This window comes from Streptomyces sp. NPDC006332 (assembly GCF_040612855.1).
Lineage (GTDB): Bacteria > Actinomycetota > Actinomycetes > Streptomycetales > Streptomycetaceae > Streptomyces.
This window is the reverse complement of record NZ_JBEXRA010000035.1, coordinates 1-16,386: the sequence shown is the minus strand read 5'-3', so window position 1 is coordinate 16,386 and position 16,386 is coordinate 1. Positions and strand designations below refer to the sequence as shown.

Here is a 16,386-nt window from a genome sequence, read left to right as displayed (position 1 = left end):
GCGTTCGGGGCGGACTCTCGGGGATCGGGCGGCGATCACCCGTGGCGATCACCCGTAGAGAGAGCGGGCTCCCGGGCTGTCGCCCTTGAAGCGCTGGCCCGTGGCGATCTCGTCGGCCACCACCCACCAGACGGTCTCGTCGTCCTGGAAGGGGAGCGGGTCGATGCCGCTCGTCTCCTCACGGATGCGGTCGACCTCGCGCTCCAGGCGCTCGAAGTCGGCCTCCTCCTCGTCCTCGTCGCCGCTGAAGGTGAACTCCTCCAGCAGGCGCTGGAGCCGGAGGGTGACCTGGACGAGGGAGGAGACGTCCGTGTGGAGTTCGACCACGGTCTCCTCGTCGGCGTCGACGGCGTGCACCGTGCCGGACACCGGGTCGAGGGCGAGGTGCGCGTTGAGCAGCCATCCGATGACGGGCCATTCGGCCGCGCCCTCCGGGGCGTCCTCGAAGTCCTCCAGGTCAACCACGTCCTGGACGAGGGGCAACCGGCCGTCGTCCGCGTCGGGCTGACGCAGCAGCAGCGTCCCCGTGGGGACGCCGACGGTTCCCAGGAGGCGGGCGCCCTCGGTGTCCGCGGCGGCGGGCGGGAAGGCGGTGGCGGGCAGGGTCGCGATCCGGTCCTCGCCGAAGAGGTCGACGAGTTCGCCGCGGGTGACGTCGAAAAGCACTTCCGGAACTCCGAACTCGGTGGCGGCACGGACGCCGTGGGATTCTTGGTGGAATTCCGCCCGGCCCGCTGACCCGCCCTCTTATGGAACGAACTTGTTGTCCGAGGGTGAGAGGTTCATGACTGTATCAGTGCGTCCGCCGGCGACACCGTGCTGGTCCCACTGGTCGTGCAGCCACTTGACGTAGGCGCGGTGTTCCCGGTCCTTCTTGTACTTGCTGAGCTCTTCACCGTTCAGTCCCTTTTCCGACTGGTCGTATTTCGAGCTGTGGGTGACGTCGAGATTGTCGGGGAATTCTCTCGCGAGATACTTGTCGCATTTGGGATTCTTCTGGCAGGGCTCGCGTTCCGTGTAGAGCTCGCCGACGTTGCCCTCGTGCCCCTTCTTGATCAGCGGGTGTCCGATGGAACGTTCGGAGTGTGCCTCACCGCTGGCGCCGACCAGGATGAACCGGTTCCCCTTGCCGTCGTCGTGCAGCGCTGAGGCGTAGTTGCCGCCGGGGACGTAGGAACCGGGGCGTTCGGTGCGGTTGGCGTAGCGGCCGAGCTGGGCGGCGCGGGCCAGTTCGGTGGAGCCGGGCGCGACCTTCGTGGAGCTGACCGTGTTGCCCTTGTTGGGCTTGTTCTTGCGCTGCTTCTCGCCCTTGTTGTTCCACGGGTACCAGGCCTTGTCGCCGAGGACGTCGTTCACGCCGGAGGAGTCGCCCTTGGGGACGGGGCTGGTGGTGCCGTCGTGGTGCAACTGGCGTATCGAACCGTCGTCGCTGAGAAGGTACATGGGCGTGTCGCCGTCCCGTTTGACCTTCTTGACGTCGACCTTGTCGGCCTCGTCGCCGACGTCGTGGTCCTTGCGCTTCTGGTGCCGGGAGGCTGCCTTCACCCGTTCCGGGATGGTGTCGGTGACGTGGTCGGTCACCTTCTTGGTGGCCTTCTCCATGCCGTCGAGGGCACCTTCGAGGATGCTGTCGAAGGCCTGGGTGAAAGAGTCCTTGCCCTTGGTCTTGTGGAAGGAGTTCTTCGACTTGGTGAGGTGGATCCCGGACTGGCCGCCCATCTCGCCGCCGTGGCGGGAGACCTTCCCGGCGCCGTCCTCGAACTCGAGATGGTCGATGACCGTCTTCTTGCCCCCGCCGCCGGAGCCGTCGCTGTCGCCCGCGGAGGCCAGTTGCATGCCGCCCGGTTTTTCACCCGGGTTGAAGGCGCCCTCGGCGAGGTCGAGGACCATGTCCGAGACGAGTTCCGCGAGTTTGCCGGTGACGGGCTCGGTGACCTTCGCGACGAGCGCGTCGACGATCTGGTCGACCGCCTCGTCGACGAGCCGCTTCACGATGGTGCGCATCAGCGCGATCTCACCGGCGGCGACCGCGGCGGAGATGCCCAGGGTCACGGGCGCGGCGGCGAGTTCGGCGACGATGGTGCCGGCCAGCACACCGAGTTCGACGCCCGCCTTGACCTTCATGCCGCGGATGATCTGGCCGACACCGTCGCAGGCGTCCGCGAACAGCCGTGCCACCTCGGGGATCTTCTCCAGGTGACCGGTCTTCACGTGCGACCAGTGCTTCTGCATGGACTCGACGGCCCAGCCCTCGGAGGAGTCGAGGATGCGGGTCACGGCCTTGTCCGCGTCGCCGCCGTGGCCCTCGAACTTCTCGGCGAAGTCCCGCATGGACGTCGCCATCTCGAAGTAGTCGTCCTCGTCGACGTTGGGCCAGCTGACCCCGATGAGTTCGAGCGCCTCGTCGATGATGTCCGGCAGTACCAGCCCCATGCCGCGCGCTCCGTCCCCCGTCACCTACTGCGTTTCCTGGCACAGGCTAACCGGGCCGGTTGTCAGGTGCACAAGAAGTGCGCGTGGCCTGACGGTTCTGTGACAAGAGTCCCATCCGACGGTGACGGCACCGCAGTTGACCAGGCCAGGGGGCTGACCGGTCGCACACGGAACGCGGTCACCGCGCCCGCAGCCGCACCAGTGCCTCGTCCGTCCCCACCACCAGATCCCCTTCCGTCGTGAAGGCGAGGGCGTGGGCCTGGCTGCCGGGGTGGAAGGTGCGCAGCCGGTCGTCGTCGAGGGCTCGGTGTTCGACGAGGCCGTCGGCCCAGGCGATCGCGAGGACGAGCCCGGCGTCGGTCGCAGCCACCGCCACCGCGTTGACGGCACAGTCGCGGGTGGCCACCGGCTCGGACATGGGGTCGGTGTGCGGTGCCCAGGCGCGTACGGTGCCGTCGGCGCCGCCCGTGTACAGCAGCACGACGGTGTCCCCCTCCGCGGAGACGGACAGGGCAGTCCCGGCGACCGCGGTGACGGGCCCCCGGTGCAGAGCGGCGGTACGCGGCTCGGCGTCGACGCTCACCACGTGCACCGTTCCGGCGGCGTCACCGAGGACGACACGGTCCCCGGTGCCGGTCAGCGCGGTGACCGGCTCCTGCTGACGCCGCGTGTACTCCCGTACCGCTTCGAGGAGTTGCTCCTGCGCGGAGGGGCCGTCGTCGAGGAGGGCGGCGAGCCCCTTGCGGGTCGCGGACTCGGCGGCTCGCTGGGTGTGCAGGAGCCCGTGCTCGTCGAGGACGCTGACGGTGCCGTCGCCGTGCTCGGCGAGGGCGCGGGCGCCGGGCGCGGAGTGCGGGAGCCGTCCGGCGGCGCGGGCGCTGTCCGCGTCCAGGACACGCACGGTGCCCTGCTGGTCGGCGACGACGAGCTGCCCGGCCAGCGGGCCGGTACCGGCCGCCAGGGAGCGGACCGGGCCGGGCCACGGTGGGGTGACGTCGCCGCGCACCCGGTGCCAGACGACCGTCCAGGAGGCGTCTTCGGCAGCGGACTCGAGGATGGCGGGCAGCCGCGGATCACCGGCGTCGCCGAGGGCGGCGAGGAGGACCAGGGCGCGTTCGGCGGCCGGCTGCTCGCGGATCAGGGAGGCACCGGCCCGCAGCCAGGCGGCGCGCAGTCCCCCGTGACTCTCCTGCGAGCGTTCGTACGCGGTGGTCACGCTCCAGGGGTCGGCGGCGCAGACCGAGGCGGGATCGTCCAGGTCGAACGGTTCCGTCGGCTCCGGGTCCTGCCCCGTGCGCCCGGTCGGGTCGGCGGGGTGGGCCGCCTCCCAGGACTCGCGGAGGGCCTCGTCGGTCCACTGGGGCTCGTCCAGGTCCATGCGGGCACAGGGTCCGGCGGTGAGCGCCTGCTCCCATTCCGTACCGGAGCGGACCTCGACGAGCACCCGGCAGTGGTCCAACGAGGCGATGTCCAGGGCGAGTTCGACGAGGGAGCCGGGCTGCTCGGCCAAATGCAGTTCGGGCAGCGCGATGACGGTGCGGCGCCGGTCGGCGGCCAGCGCGGCCAGCAGGTCGCCCGGGGAGCGGGCGGCGATCGACAACTGTTCGCCGAGCATCCAGGCGGCCGTGGTCACGCTCTGGCCGGACAGCGGTACGAAGCCGTGGACGCGGCGCTCGCTGACGGTGCCGGGCCGGGTGCCGTGGCCGATCAACCAGGCGAGGAGCCGTGACTTGCCGCTGCCCTCGGCGCCGGTGATGACGGCGAGGCCGGGGGCGTGGGGGTCGCCGAGCCAGGCGATCAGGGCGGCCGCGGCGGGCTCCCGTCCGGAAGCGGGCCGGGACCAGCGCTGGGCGGGATCGACGGTCATGCACCGGCCTCCGTTCCCGCGGCGCTCGGATGGCGAGTCACTGTCCGGCCTGCTGCGCGGCGTGGGTGATGAGTTCCTTGAGGCCTTCCTCGCGGGACTCCGCGGTGTCGCCGTAGTCGAAGCTGTGCGTGAACTCGGCGTGCGGGAGGACGGCTTGGAGCCAGGCGGCGCAGTAGTGGCCGGGCATCATGCACGGTTCGAGTTCGCAGTAGACGCGGCGGACCTGCTCGGGCTCCACCCCGGCGGAGGAGAGCTGCTGCCACAGCTGCTCCTCGGGGTGCAGGCGGCCTGGGCCGGTCTGGGCGGTGACGATCTGCTTCGCGCCGTTGGCGTCGACGTACTCGAAGGCCGACGAGAAGGGGAAGTTGAGGGTGTGGCGGACGTCGTCGAGCACCCGCGACCACCAGTTCTCCCGGTCGGCGACGGCTGCGGGGTCGATCTGCCGGAACTCCTGGACCAGCGCGCTGAACGCCTCAGCGGCGGACTGGAGTCCGTCGGAGGCGGCGATCACCGGGAGGGTACGGTCCAGGGCGGCGGCGCAGTGCGTGAAGGCGGCGATGTCCGAGTTGACGAACAGGGCGGGCTCGTCGCGACCGAGGAAGAGTGCCTGCACGGAGCCGTCGGTGCGGACACACAGGTTCGCCAGCCGGTCGGTGCCGATGCGCACCCACTCCGCCCACTCACCCTGCAGGGCGACGCCGCGGTGGCCGGTGTACATCCCGAGGGTGGGCCCTTCGGTCTCGTCCGCCGCGATGAAGTACGGGCCGACGTGCAGCGGCACCCCGACCTGCGCGAGGTGGGTGCGGGCCGAGGCCGGCACGGTTCCGTACGACGCGGGCACGCTGATGCGGCGCAGCCCCTGGGGGCCGAACTGTGCGACGGCGGGGTCCGAGGGGAGCTCGGGCATCACAGACCTCTCACGGTGGCGGACTTACCGGCTCCACCCTATGCGCAGCGCGGGCGGGGCCGCGGGCGGTGACGAATCCCGAGGCCGACTCATCGGGGCGGAGGCGGTGGTGCCGTCGGGCCCGCGTGGGCCAGGTCAAAGGAGCGGCAAAAAGGGCGACGCGAGGGTGCCCCTGTCCGGCGAGCGGGTTACCCGGGTGCGTGAGGACAAACAGGTCCGGACGGCAAGCTCGACGCAAGGAGACCTGATGGTGCCGCCCCGTAATCGCGCACAGCACAGCCACAAGGAAGACGGAAAAGGCCGCACCGACCGTGCGGGACCGAGCGGCCGCGCACTGCTCACGGACCCGCTGAGCAACAAGGGCGTCGCCTACACCCAGGAGGAACGGGAACGCCACGGCCTGGTCGGGATGTTGCCGCCCGCAGTGCTTTCGCTGGAACTCCAGGCGCACCGCGCCTGGGAACAACTGCGTTCGCAGCCGGACGACTTGGCGAAGAACGTGTACCTGGAGCAGCTCCACGACCGCAATGAGGTCCTCTATTTCCGGCTGCTCCGCGACCACCTGACCGAGCTGCTGCCGATCGTGTACGACCCGACCGTGGGCGAGGCGGTCAAGCGCTACAGCCACGAATACCGGCGGCCGCGCGGTGTCTACCTGTCCATCGACCGCCCGCAGGACGTCCGTCCCGCGTTCCAGGCGCTCGGCCTGGGCCCTGACGACGTCGACCTGGTGGTGGCGACCGACGCGGAGCAGCTCCTCGGCATCGGTGACTGGGGCGTCGGCGGCATGCAGATCTCGGTCGGCAAGCTGGCGGTCTACACGGCCGCCGCGGGCATCCATCCCGGGCGGGCCGTCCCGGTGATGCTCGACGTCGGTACCGGGAACCAGGCGCTGCTCAACGACCCGCTGTACGTCGGCAACCGGCACAGCAGGACGCGCGGCGAGGCGTACGACTCGTTCGTCGCCGCTTTCGTGGAGGCGGTGGGTGAGCTGTTCCCGCACGCGCTGCTGCACTGGGAGGACTTCGGCCCCGGCAACGGCCGCCGTATCCTCCAGCGGTACGGCGGGAAGATCAGCACGTTCAACGACGACATGCAGGGCACCGGCGCGATCACGCTGGCCTGCGTCATGAACGCGGCACGGGTCACCGGCACGCCCATGCGGGACCAGCGGATCGTCGTCTTCGGCGCCGGGACGGCGGGCGTGGGCATCGCCGACCAGCTGCGCGACGCCATGGTCCGTGACGGGCTGGACCGCGAGGAAGCCACCCGCCGCATCTGGTGCGTGGACCGCCAGGGCCTGCTGCGGAAGTCCACCGAGGGCCTCCGCGACTACCAGCGGTCATACGCGCGGCCCGACGACGAGTGGCCCGAGGACAGGCCGGCCGACCTGCCCGGCGTGGTGGACCGGGTCCAGCCGACCGTGCTGGTGGGAACCTCCACCCAGCACGGGGCCTTCACCGAGGACGTGGTGCGTTCCATGGCCGGCCACGTGGACCGGCCGGTCGTCCTGCCGCTGTCCAACCCCACGGAGAAGATCGAGGCCATGCCTCAGGACGTACTGAGGTGGACCGACGGCAAGGCCCTGGTCGCCACCGGCATCCCGGTACCTCCGGTCGAGCTGGACGGCACCACGTACGTGATCGGCCAGGCCAACAACGCCCTCGTCTACCCGGGGTTGGGGCTGGGAGCCCTGGTGGCCCGCGCCGAGCGGATCACCGACGGCATGCTCCAGGCCGCGGCGGAAGCGGTCGCCGGTCTCGCCGACCTGTCGGAGCCCGGAGCCGGCCTGTTGCCGGAGGTGGAGAACCTGCGTGCCTCCTCGGCCGTGGTCGCCGCGGCCGTCGCCCGCCGCGCCGCCGAGGAGGGCGTCGCCCGGGCCCGCCTGGACGACGTGGTCCAGCAGGTCCAGGACGCCATGTGGCAGCCCGAGTACGGCTGACGGCAGCGTGGTGACCCATCTGGGGAGACCGCCCCGAAAACCACGAAGGGCGGGTGGACGCCGCGGCGTCCACCCGCCGGTGGCGGTGGCCGTGTCCGCTCCGGGCGGCCTACGCGCCGGTGTGGTAAGCGGCGATCTCGGTCAGCGTCGGGGTGTACTGCTCCGTCGCGATCTGCCCGGTGAGCGCCACCCGGAGCCGGGAGGTGGTGACGCTGCCGAAGCCGGTCACGGTGAGGTCGTGCCCGATGCCGTTGTCGCGGCTCGCGAAGGTCACCCACTGGCCGGTCGCGGGGTCCCACCGCTGCAGCTCGAACGACTGCACCCGCGGGTTGGTGCCCGAGTCGGTGTACTCGTCGAGGTAGACCTGATCGAAGGTGGTGTCCGCGCCGAAGTCGATGTCCAGCGTGATCGGGTAGGTCGCGTCGTCGGCCGCGGCCCAGCGGGTCGTGAGGTCGCCGTCGGTCAACTTGTCCGCGGTGAGCGTCCCGTTCGCCCCGGAGTGGGTCGAGCTCGCCGTGACCGGTTTGTGGAGCGCGAGGTCGACCCGGTTGTCCGCCTCCTTCTCGATGGGGTCGGTGTCGACCGGGTTCAGGACCGGGAGGCCGACGCGCCTCTCGGCCATGCCGATGTCGGGTGCCGTGCCGTAGTAGATGTGGGTGCCGAGGAAGTCCTCGTTGCCCAGGTGCGGGTTGTACCGGCCGGCGTCGATGAGCGGTGAGTCCGGGCGCAGGGCGAAAGGCTCCGCCGCCTTCCGTATCCGCTCCACGCCCGCCCCGGTGACGTAGTCGGCCGGGTCACCGACGAACCGCGGGTCGGCCCGCAGGCCTCTCGGGTCTGCCGGTTCCTGGGTGGAGTGGATGCCGCTTCTCTCGTAGTAGTCGTTGTTCGAGAACACGGCCTGGCGCAGGGCGCCGGTCCGCTGATACCACGGGGTCGTGGTCGTCTTCGAGGTGTTGTAGAAGATGTTGTTCAGGAAGTAGACGCGGCTCAGGAACGTCTCGTCGTGGACATCACTCAGCTTCGATCCGTCGTAGACGAAGGTGTTGTTCGTGAAATAGGTCGGCGAATAGTTCGTCGACAACATGTTCTTCACTAGGACACCGTTGTCATTGACGCTCAGGTTGTAGCGCGCAACCGAGCCTGAGCTGTTGCCCATATAGGCCATCCAGCCCGACGGGTTGTCGTGCGAATAGTTGAACTGGTACGTGACGTTGAAGTTCGTGTACTCCAGGTCCCAGGGTGTGCCGTCGAACTGGTCCGACGGGCCGTCGTACACCTCGTTGTACTGCATGACCGTGTCGGCGCCGGCCCACAGGTAGAGCGCGCAGGACACGGCGTCGTAGCGCTTGAGGTAACCGTTCACCTCGTTGTACTCGACCTTCATGTTCTTGGTGTCGCCGAGCTGGATCGCGCCCTGCCCGCTGCTCTCGGTGTAGTTGTGGCCGATGTAGACGTCACGGCTGTACATGTCGCGGGTGCGGATCCACAGCTGTTCCCAGCCCTCGTGCCACTTGCCGTTGTCGTCGTACTGGCCGTCGTCGGCACCGTTGGCGTCCATCCAGTTGAACCCGAACTGGATGGAGTTCAGCTCGACCTTCTCGAACGTGTTGTTCTCGATCCGGACGTCCTTGAAGTAATAGCCGCCCGGGGAATAGGACTTGTAGTCCTTGTTGCCGAAGACCTGGAAGTCGACACCCGCGTAGTAGATCTTCTGCCAGTAGCTCGGGCCGTCGGTGTTGTGGACGTACACGTCCGAGATGCGGAAGTGGTCCATGATGGAGTCGTCGCCGGGCTTCAGGAGATCGGCGTTGACCGACACGGATATTCCGTCGCGGACGTTCCCCGCCTCTTTGGTGATGTCGGTCGAGAAGTCGTCGTCATTGGACAGCTCGACGTTGTTGATCTCCCAGTTCTGCTGATTGCGCAGCACGATGGCGCCGGTCAGGCCGACGGTGGCGGGATTCTTCGTGCCGTCCGCGTTGAACGGGCTCGGCACATGGCCGTTCGTCGCGATGTACGGCCGTCCGGCGCCCGGCGCACCGTACGCCGAGATCGTGATCGGATGCCCCGCGCTGCCCGAACCCTTCGGCCACAACTGCTCGTCCTGCCACTGCTCCCCCGCCTTGAGCAGGATGCGGTCGCCGGGCTTGAACGTGGTCGCGTTGGCCTTGGCCAGGGTGCGCCAGGCGGTCTTCGGAGAAGTACCGGCCGCGGCGTCGCTGCCGTGCGTGGCGTCGATGAAGTAGTCCTTGCCGCCGGTGCTGTTGGGCGTGTTGCCCGGCCAGTCCGGCTTGGCGACAGAGGCGGCGGGGACGGCGGGGGCGGCGGCGGGGTCCGGTAGCGCGGCGGCGTGCGCCGCCGGGACGAGCGATCCGACGAGCAGCGCCGCGACGAGCGCGGTGAACAGGGTGCTGATGCCGGTGCGGAGCGCCCGCGCCGAGAACCGCCGGCGGGTCGGCGCGGAACGGCGGTCCCGGGGTGGTGGTTCGGTGTCGAGGGGTCTCATTGGTGCACTTCCTCTGCGTTGATGGCGTCCACCGCCGAGGTGTCGACTTTCAGGTCGCTGCTGTCGATCCGGCGCTGGAGGTACTGGTGGAACTTCTCCTCGACGAGTGACTGCCGGATCCGCCGGCGGTAGTCGGCGAACGCCTTGTCCTCGTCGACCTTCTTGCCGTCGAGTTGGTAGTAGGTGATCTGGCCCGGGTCCGTGACGGGGGCGGAGATCCGGCCCGGTTTCAGTGGTTGGAGGGCCGCCAGAAGGCCCTGGTCGTGCGGGTTCACCCCGGTGGAGCTGCCGCCGTCGTACGTGCCGGTGGTGAGCCTGGCGCCGGAGACCTGGGCGGCGACGGCCGCGAGGCGCCCGGCTCCGGTCACGCGCTGCCGCAGCCGGGTGGCGAAGTCCGCGGAAGCGCCGGCCGGCACCGGCACGACGAGCTGTGAGTACCGGTACGTGGTCGCGCCCGCGCTCCACGCGCCCGGATCGGCGTCGAACGCGTGCCGGACGTCGGCGTCGGTGACCTGGAGCGGGTCGTGGGCGCCCGCGCTGAGGCGCTCCTGCAGGCTCGTGGTGAGCTCGGTGAGGCGGTGTGTGTAGTACTCCTCGGGGGAGAACTTCGCGACCCCGTAGACGGTCTGGCCGGTCGCGATGGCGTGGGCGCGGGACTGGTTCTCCTTGGCCAGCTCGGCGAGGAAGCCGGAGTAGTCCACCGAGCTGACAAGTCCCTGCTGCTTCGCGAGCACGAGGGTGGCCCTGTCCCGCCGGATCTCGTCGAACGCGCTGGTCTCGAGCCGCTGCAGCGCGGTCCTGTCACCGGCCTTCGCGTTCCAGCCGAAGGCACCGCGCAGGTGGTACGTGGTGCGCAGTTCGTTCTGCACGGTCGGCGCGAGCCGCCGCATGTGGAAGAGCAGTTCGTCACGGGTCACGGGGCGCCCGTCGAGGGAGGCGACGTCGTTGGTGCGGTGCGGGAGGAGCATCGTCACCCCGGTGGCCACCAGCGCGGCGAGGACGACGCACACGCCGGTGACGAGGAGGACGGCCCGCCGCGTCGGTCTGCGCGAGGCGTTCGGGGTGCGTGCGGTGGCCGCCGTGCGGGGGGCAGGCGGCTTGCGTGAGGTGCTCTGCCGCCGCGGGGCGGGGCCCGGCCGGCGCGCGGGGCCCGACTTGCGTGCGGCGCCCGGCTTGCGTGACGTGCTCTGCCTGGGCAGGGTGCCTTTCATGAGGCCGCTCCGATCACGGCCGCGCGCGCCACGACGGGCGTGTCCCTGGCCTGAGGTACCTCGACGGTCACCGCGTCGACAACGGCGGGCGGGAACGTCAGAACGCGAAGGTGACCCACCGAGTTCGCCTCGGTGAGCGTCGTCCAGCTGCCCTCCCGCCGGCCCCGGACGACGACGTGCTCGATGCGCTGCCCGTGCGTGATGTCCTCACCCAGGACGACCGCCTCGACCGGGCGAGGCCCGGCGAAGGCGAGCGTCAGGGCGGGCAGCGGGTCCGCGTCGTCCGGCCGCCATGGCTGGTGCCCCGTGCCGGGCCAGGCGGTCGCGACGTCGCCCGGCGTACCGGACGACACCGTCGCCCGCGCCTCGATCCGCCGCGCCCGGAACTCCTCGACGCGCCGCCCGAGTTGCTCCAGCACCGCCACGTCGGCGTCCCGCACGAGCCCGTCCCGGGCGGGCGGGACGTTGAGCAGGAAGCAGGAGTTGCCGCCGACGGCGTTCAGGTAGATGCCGAACAGCTCGTCCACGGAGCGGACTTCGGCGTCCTCGGCCGGGTGGTGGAACCAGCCGGGACGGATCGAGGTGTTGACCTCGGCCGGATACCAGACCAGGTCGTCCTCGTGCCCGGCCAGCGCCGCGCGGCTGCCGAGGTCACGGTCGTCACTGCGCACCAGCCGGGCGAAGACTCCGTCGTCCGCCTGCTGCGAGCGCTCCGCGGTCCGCTCCGCCTCCCGCAGGGCGCCCGGCACCACGCTCCACTCGTCGGGGCGGGTGTCCCCGGCCTCGTTGCCGCACCAGCGGACGTCGGGCCCGCACACGCTGATGACCGCGTCCGGCTGCGACTCCCGCACGACCGCGTAGTACCGCTCCCAGTCGTAGACCTGGACCTTGCCGTTCGGGCCCTCGCCGTTCGCGCCGTCCAGCCACACCGAGAACACCGGCCCGTACCGGGTGAGCAGCTCGGTCAGCTGCGCGACGTAGAAGTCGTCGTACGCGGTCCCGGAGCCGTAGGACGCCTCGGTGCGGTCCCAGGGAGACAGGTAGATCCCGAACTTGAGACCGTGCCGCCGGGCCGCGTCGGCGACCTCCGCGACCACGTCGCCGCGCCCTTCGCGCCAGGGCGACGAGGCGACCGTGTAGGCCGTGACGTCGCTCGGCCACAGGCAGAACCCGTCGTGGTGCTTGCAGGTGAGGATCACGCCGGTCATCCCGGCGCTCTTGAGCACCGTGATCCACTGGTCGGCGTCGAGCCCGGCCGGGTCGAAGGCGGCCGGGTCGTCGTGTCCCTCGCCCCACTCCCGGTCCGTCATGGTGTTCATGCCGAAGTGGACGAACCCGTAGAACTCCATCGCCTGCCACGCGACCTGACGGGCGCTCGGCCGGACCGCGGCCGCCGCCCGTCCCGTCGCCGCCCGTCCGGTCGCGGCCCGTGCGGCCGCCGCGGTCACCGGAACCGCCGGTTGTACGAGGCGAGCACGGCCAGCAGCCCGGCCAGCGCGGCGAGCATGACCAGGAGACTTCCCCACCCGACCGTCGTGCGCGCGATGACGACGAGGGTGAGGCAGGCGGCCACGACGAGGGTGCGGGCGGTGACGAGCAGCGCCGTGCGCGTCGATTCCTTCATGTCGGTCATGAATGGGTTTCCTTCCACTGATGCCGCGAGAGGACCGCTCAGCCCTTCACGCCGCCGGCTGAGATGCCCTCGATGAGCCGGCGCTGGATGACCGCGTAGACGAGGAGGACCGGAACGATGACGATGACCATGCCGGCGTAGAGGCGCCCGTAGTCCGCCGCCGCCTTCTGCGCGGTGAACAGGTTGAGCAGGCCGACCTGCAGCGTCTTGTGGTCACCGGGGAGCAGGGTGAGCGAGATGATGAAGTCGTTCCAGTAGGCCAGGAAGTTGAACAGGATCACGGTGGTGACCGCCGGGCGCGCCATCGGGAGCATGATCGTGGTCATGATCCGGAAGCGGGATGCCCCGTCCAGGGCGGCGGCCTCCTCGTAGTCGACCGGTATCGACCGGAAGTACGCGGTGAGCAGGTAGATGGTGAAGGGGATCGACGTGGCCGCGTAGACGAGCGACAGGACCGCGGGGTTGTCGATGAAGAACCCGCCGGGAAAGACATCGCTGAGCGAGCGGTCCCAGCCGACGAGCATGAGGAAGATCGGCACGACGATGTAGTTGACGTTGACGAACAGACCGCCCAGCAGGGCGAGTTCGACGACGCCCTTGCCGCGGAACTCGTACCGGGCGACGACGTAGGCCGCCGGCACGGACACCGCCAGGACGATCACCAGTCCGAGCAGCGTGACGAGTACCGAGGTCAGGAAGTACGCACCCATGTGGGCGGTGACGAACGCGTCGACGTAGTTCTGGACGTGCAGGCCCTTCGGCAGCGTCCAGGGGCTGCCGAAGAACTCACTCTTGCGTTTGAGCGAGGCGAGCAGCACCCAGGCGACCGGCACCGCGATGGCGAGCGCGAGGGCGACGACAAGGGCGTAGGTGAGCACCCGGCCGGTCCGCGACCGGTCGGCGCGGGGGCGGGCAGCGCTCGGGCGATCGGCACCGGAGTGGTCGGCGCGGGGGCGGTCGGCACCGGGGCGGGATGAACTGATCACGGTCATGGTGTCTGTCCTCAGAACTGGAGGGGTTCACGCCGCGTCGCCCGGCTCACCAGGAGCGACACGAGGAACGAGAACGCGAAGATGACGACACCGATGGCCATGCCGTAGCCGTACGACGAGTTCGTGTACGCCTGCTTGTACATGTAGCTCAGCAGGACCTCGGAGGAGCTGTCCGGCCCGCCACCGGTCATCGCGCGGACGAGGACGAAGCTGAGGTTGACGGCGCTCATGATGAAGAACGTCAGCGTGGTGCGCAGGCTCTGCCAGATGAGCGGCAGCGTGATGTCGAAGAACTGCCGGGCGGGTGAGGCGCCGTCGAGCGCGCTCGCCTCGTAGAGCTCCTCCGGGATGCTCGCCATGCTCGCCATGTAGAGGACCATGTAGTAGCCCAGTGACTGCCAGACCATCGCGATCGCGACGGAGTAGAGCACGATCTTCTGGTTGCCGAGCCAGACCTGTTGCAGGCCGTCGAGCGACAGGATCCGGAGTGTGCCGTTGAGCAGACCGTTGTCCTGGTCGTACACGGCGGAGAAGATCGCCGCGATCACGACCACCGAGAGCACGTTCGGGATGTAGAGGACGAAGCGGTACAGGTTGCGCCCGCGCAGCCGTTGCCGGGTCATGATCGCGGCGAGGAAGAGACCCATGCCCATCGTCACGACGGTCACGACGACCAGCAGCGCGACCGTGTTCTGGAACGCGCGCACGAACTGCTGGTCGTCGAGGAGGTGGGTGAAGTTGTCCAGTCCCACGAAGCGCATGTCCGGGGAGAACCCGCTCCAGGTGTAGAGGGACATCCGGAACACGTTCACGGTCGGGACGACCATGAACACCGCGAAGAGCACCAGCGCGGGGAGCAGGCAGGCGAGCACGAAGCCGGTGTTGCCGCGCCGGCGGGCCGGGGCCCGTGCGCCGCGCCGGGAACCCCCGGTTGACGGCGCCGGGTCGGAGGTGCGGTTCGTCGAGCCTGGCGGTGGGCTGGAGAGGGTCGTCACCGTGCCGGTCCTTGGGTCGCTCGGGTGAGTTGCGGGGGGAGAACGGAGAGGGACGGCGGGCATCGCCTACGGACGAGAAAGACAGAGCCGTCGGTCCGGACGAGAGACACGCGGAGGCGGCGGCCCGGGGCGCACCGGGCTGCCGCCCCCGCGTACGTCAGTCAGTCGCCCGCCTGGCGCAGCTTCTCGCTGGCGCCGTTCAGCGCGGCCTGCCACTTGTCCTCCGTGGTGTCGCCGCTGATGATGCTGTTGGCTGTGTCGAAGAGGGTGGCCTTGATGTCGACACCCGGGACGGGCGCGGTGCTGGCGAACCCGCCGACGAGCGCGGAGACGCCCGGGTCCTCGTACAGCTTGTAGAACCCGGCGTTCTCCCCGGACAGGCTGCTCGCGATGCCCTGGATCGGCTGGATCGCGTTCGACTTGGCGAATATCTTCGCCGCCTTGTCGGAGTACAGGTAGGCGATGAAGTCCTTCGCCGCGTCCTTGTGCTGGGCGGCGCTGGGGACCCAGACCGACTCGACCGACGTCGTGAGGTAGCGCTTGCTGCCCGCGGTGACCGCCGGGAGCGGCATCAGGCCCCACTGGAAGCCGGCCGCCCGGGGAGCGTCCGCCATCTCGCCGACGATCCAGGTGCCGTTCGGCATGAACAGCGCCTTGTTGTCGAGGATCAGCTGCTGGTTCTTGGTGAAGTCCTGCTCGTTGGCGTAGCCGACGGTGGCCGGAGCGGCGTAGCCCAGCAGCCGGGTGGTGATGTCGAGAGCCTCGCGGGCCTTCGCGGTCTTCCAGACGTCCTTCTTGTACGTCATGACGTCGGTGTAGAACTGCTCCCCGCCGACGTCGGCGAGGAGCGCGAAGAAGAACGAGTCCAGATACCCGGCGGTCGGATAGGTGAACAGCGGTATGCCCTGCTTCTTGGCCTTGTCGCCGAGCGCGAACATCTGGTCCCAGGTGCTCGGGACCTGCCAGCCCTTCTTCGCGAACAGGCCCTTGTTGTAGACGAGTCCGGTCGGCGCGTAGTACATCGGCATGAGGTACGTCTTGTCCGTACCGTAGGGGTTGGTGTTGAGGTTGCCGACGATGCCCTTGGTGAGCTTGTCCCCCACGGTCTTGTCCTCGCCGGGGACCTTGGCCTTGAGCACCGACGTGAGGTCCTCCAGCGCCTTGTCCTTGATGAGGGTCTCGGTGAGCGCGGCCTTACGGCCCTGGCCGAGCACCACGACGTCCGGGTACTTCCCCGCCTTCATGTTCGGGGTGATCTCGTCCTCGATGCTCTTCGAGATCTGCAACTGCACGTCGACGTCGGGGTGCGAGGCCTCGTACGCCTTGATGACCTGCGCGTACATGGCCCGGCCGTAGCCGCCTTCGAGGGCGGCGACCTTGAGGGTCGTCTTGCCCGAGTCCGAGCCGCTCCCGCCGGCCGAGCACCCGGCCAGGAGTCCGAGCGCGGTGACCGCGGCTCCCGCAAGGGCGAGCGATCTCCTCATTTGGGGGTCCTTTCCCGTGGACAGTCGCCCACCTTGCTGCGGAGCAGAGGAACACAACCGGGTCCGGCCCGTCGGGGGCCACACCGCCGTGACGTCACGCCACCGCGCGTGCGGTCCGGAGCGCATGACGATCCGGACTTGTTACGGTGGCACCGATAACATGGGCGCTACGGTGGCACCGATGACTGGCGCGCGCAAGAGGGTCAGGACAGGTACTTCTCGCAACCGCGGACGCGGAACTCAGGAGGAGCGCGGCGGTGCCGTGGAGGCGCGTACCGACAGCGACGCGGTGACGACGGACTCGTCGACGGCGGCCTCGTCGCCCTGCGGTTGGTGCGCGGTGTCTCCAGCGGCGGGCTGCGGATGCGCGCGGGCTGCACCCTGGACGAGGTGGCCGGTCTGGCGCGCGGAATGAC

The 16,386-nt window shown here is 69.6% G+C and carries 12 protein-coding genes; 1 reads left to right on the top strand and 11 read right to left on the bottom strand.

What is annotated here, in order from left to right:
- Positions 1–48 precede the first annotated feature (48 nt).
- From ABZ027_RS27710 to ABZ027_RS27695, 4 genes are all read right to left on the bottom strand, one after another.
- Positions 49–666: an SUKH-4 family immunity protein gene (locus ABZ027_RS27710; RefSeq protein WP_356772994.1), complete on the bottom strand. Its 618-nt coding sequence runs from the start codon at positions 664–666 to the stop codon at positions 49–51.
- Between the two features lie 81 nt (positions 667–747).
- A complete protein-coding gene (locus ABZ027_RS27705) occupies positions 748–2,433 on the bottom strand; it encodes a nucleic acid/nucleotide deaminase domain-containing protein (RefSeq protein ID WP_356772993.1) in 1,686 nt (561 codons plus the stop codon).
- Between the two features lie 178 nt (positions 2,434–2,611).
- Complete coding sequence (locus ABZ027_RS27700; RefSeq protein ID WP_356772991.1) at positions 2,612–4,300, bottom strand: hypothetical protein; 1,689 nt, start codon at positions 4,298–4,300, stop codon at positions 2,612–2,614.
- A gap of 37 nt (positions 4,301–4,337) precedes the next feature.
- A complete protein-coding gene (locus tag ABZ027_RS27695) occupies positions 4,338–5,207 on the bottom strand; it encodes a nucleic acid/nucleotide deaminase domain-containing protein (protein WP_356772989.1) in 870 nt (289 codons plus the stop codon).
- Between the two features lie 247 nt (positions 5,208–5,454).
- On the opposite strand from ABZ027_RS27695, the gene ABZ027_RS27690 reads away from it, so the two are divergent.
- Complete coding sequence (locus ABZ027_RS27690) at positions 5,455–7,149, top strand: NAD-dependent malic enzyme (RefSeq protein WP_356772987.1); 1,695 nt, start codon at positions 5,455–5,457, stop codon at positions 7,147–7,149.
- Positions 7,150–7,258: 109 nt separating this feature from the next.
- Here the strand turns inward: ABZ027_RS27690 and ABZ027_RS27685 are convergent, their stop codons facing one another.
- The 7 genes from ABZ027_RS27685 to ABZ027_RS27655 form a co-directional block, all read right to left on the bottom strand.
- A complete protein-coding gene (locus ABZ027_RS27685) occupies positions 7,259–9,655 on the bottom strand; it encodes a discoidin domain-containing protein (protein WP_356772985.1) in 2,397 nt (798 codons plus the stop codon).
- Positions 9,652–10,866, bottom strand: coding sequence for a peptidyl-prolyl cis-trans isomerase (locus ABZ027_RS27680; RefSeq protein WP_356772983.1), 1,215 nt, complete (start codon positions 10,864–10,866; stop codon positions 9,652–9,654). Before ABZ027_RS27680 ends, ABZ027_RS27685 begins: the two co-directional genes overlap by 4 nt.
- Positions 10,863–12,314, bottom strand: coding sequence for an alpha-L-fucosidase (locus ABZ027_RS27675; RefSeq protein ID WP_356772981.1), 1,452 nt, complete (start codon positions 12,312–12,314; stop codon positions 10,863–10,865). The genes ABZ027_RS27680 and ABZ027_RS27675 overlap by 4 nt, the downstream gene beginning before the upstream one ends.
- Positions 12,311–12,499 carry a hypothetical protein gene (locus tag ABZ027_RS27670; protein WP_356772979.1) on the bottom strand — a complete coding sequence of 63 codons (189 nt, stop codon included), beginning with the start codon at positions 12,497–12,499 and terminating at the stop codon, positions 12,311–12,313. The genes ABZ027_RS27675 and ABZ027_RS27670 overlap by 4 nt, the downstream gene beginning before the upstream one ends.
- Positions 12,500–12,537: 38 nt before the next feature.
- Complete coding sequence (locus tag ABZ027_RS27665) at positions 12,538–13,491, bottom strand: carbohydrate ABC transporter permease (RefSeq protein WP_356772977.1); 954 nt, start codon at positions 13,489–13,491, stop codon at positions 12,538–12,540.
- A gap of 11 nt (positions 13,492–13,502) precedes the next feature.
- Positions 13,503–14,486 carry a sugar ABC transporter permease gene (locus tag ABZ027_RS27660; RefSeq protein WP_356772975.1) on the bottom strand — a complete coding sequence of 328 codons (984 nt, stop codon included), beginning with the start codon at positions 14,484–14,486 and terminating at the stop codon, positions 13,503–13,505.
- Between the two features lie 161 nt (positions 14,487–14,647).
- The gene (locus ABZ027_RS27655) at positions 14,648–15,970 is read right to left on the bottom strand and encodes a carbohydrate ABC transporter substrate-binding protein (protein ID WP_356772973.1); all 1,323 of its coding nucleotides are present in this window, start codon (positions 15,968–15,970) and stop codon (positions 14,648–14,650) included.
- Positions 15,971–16,386 lie beyond the last annotated feature (416 nt).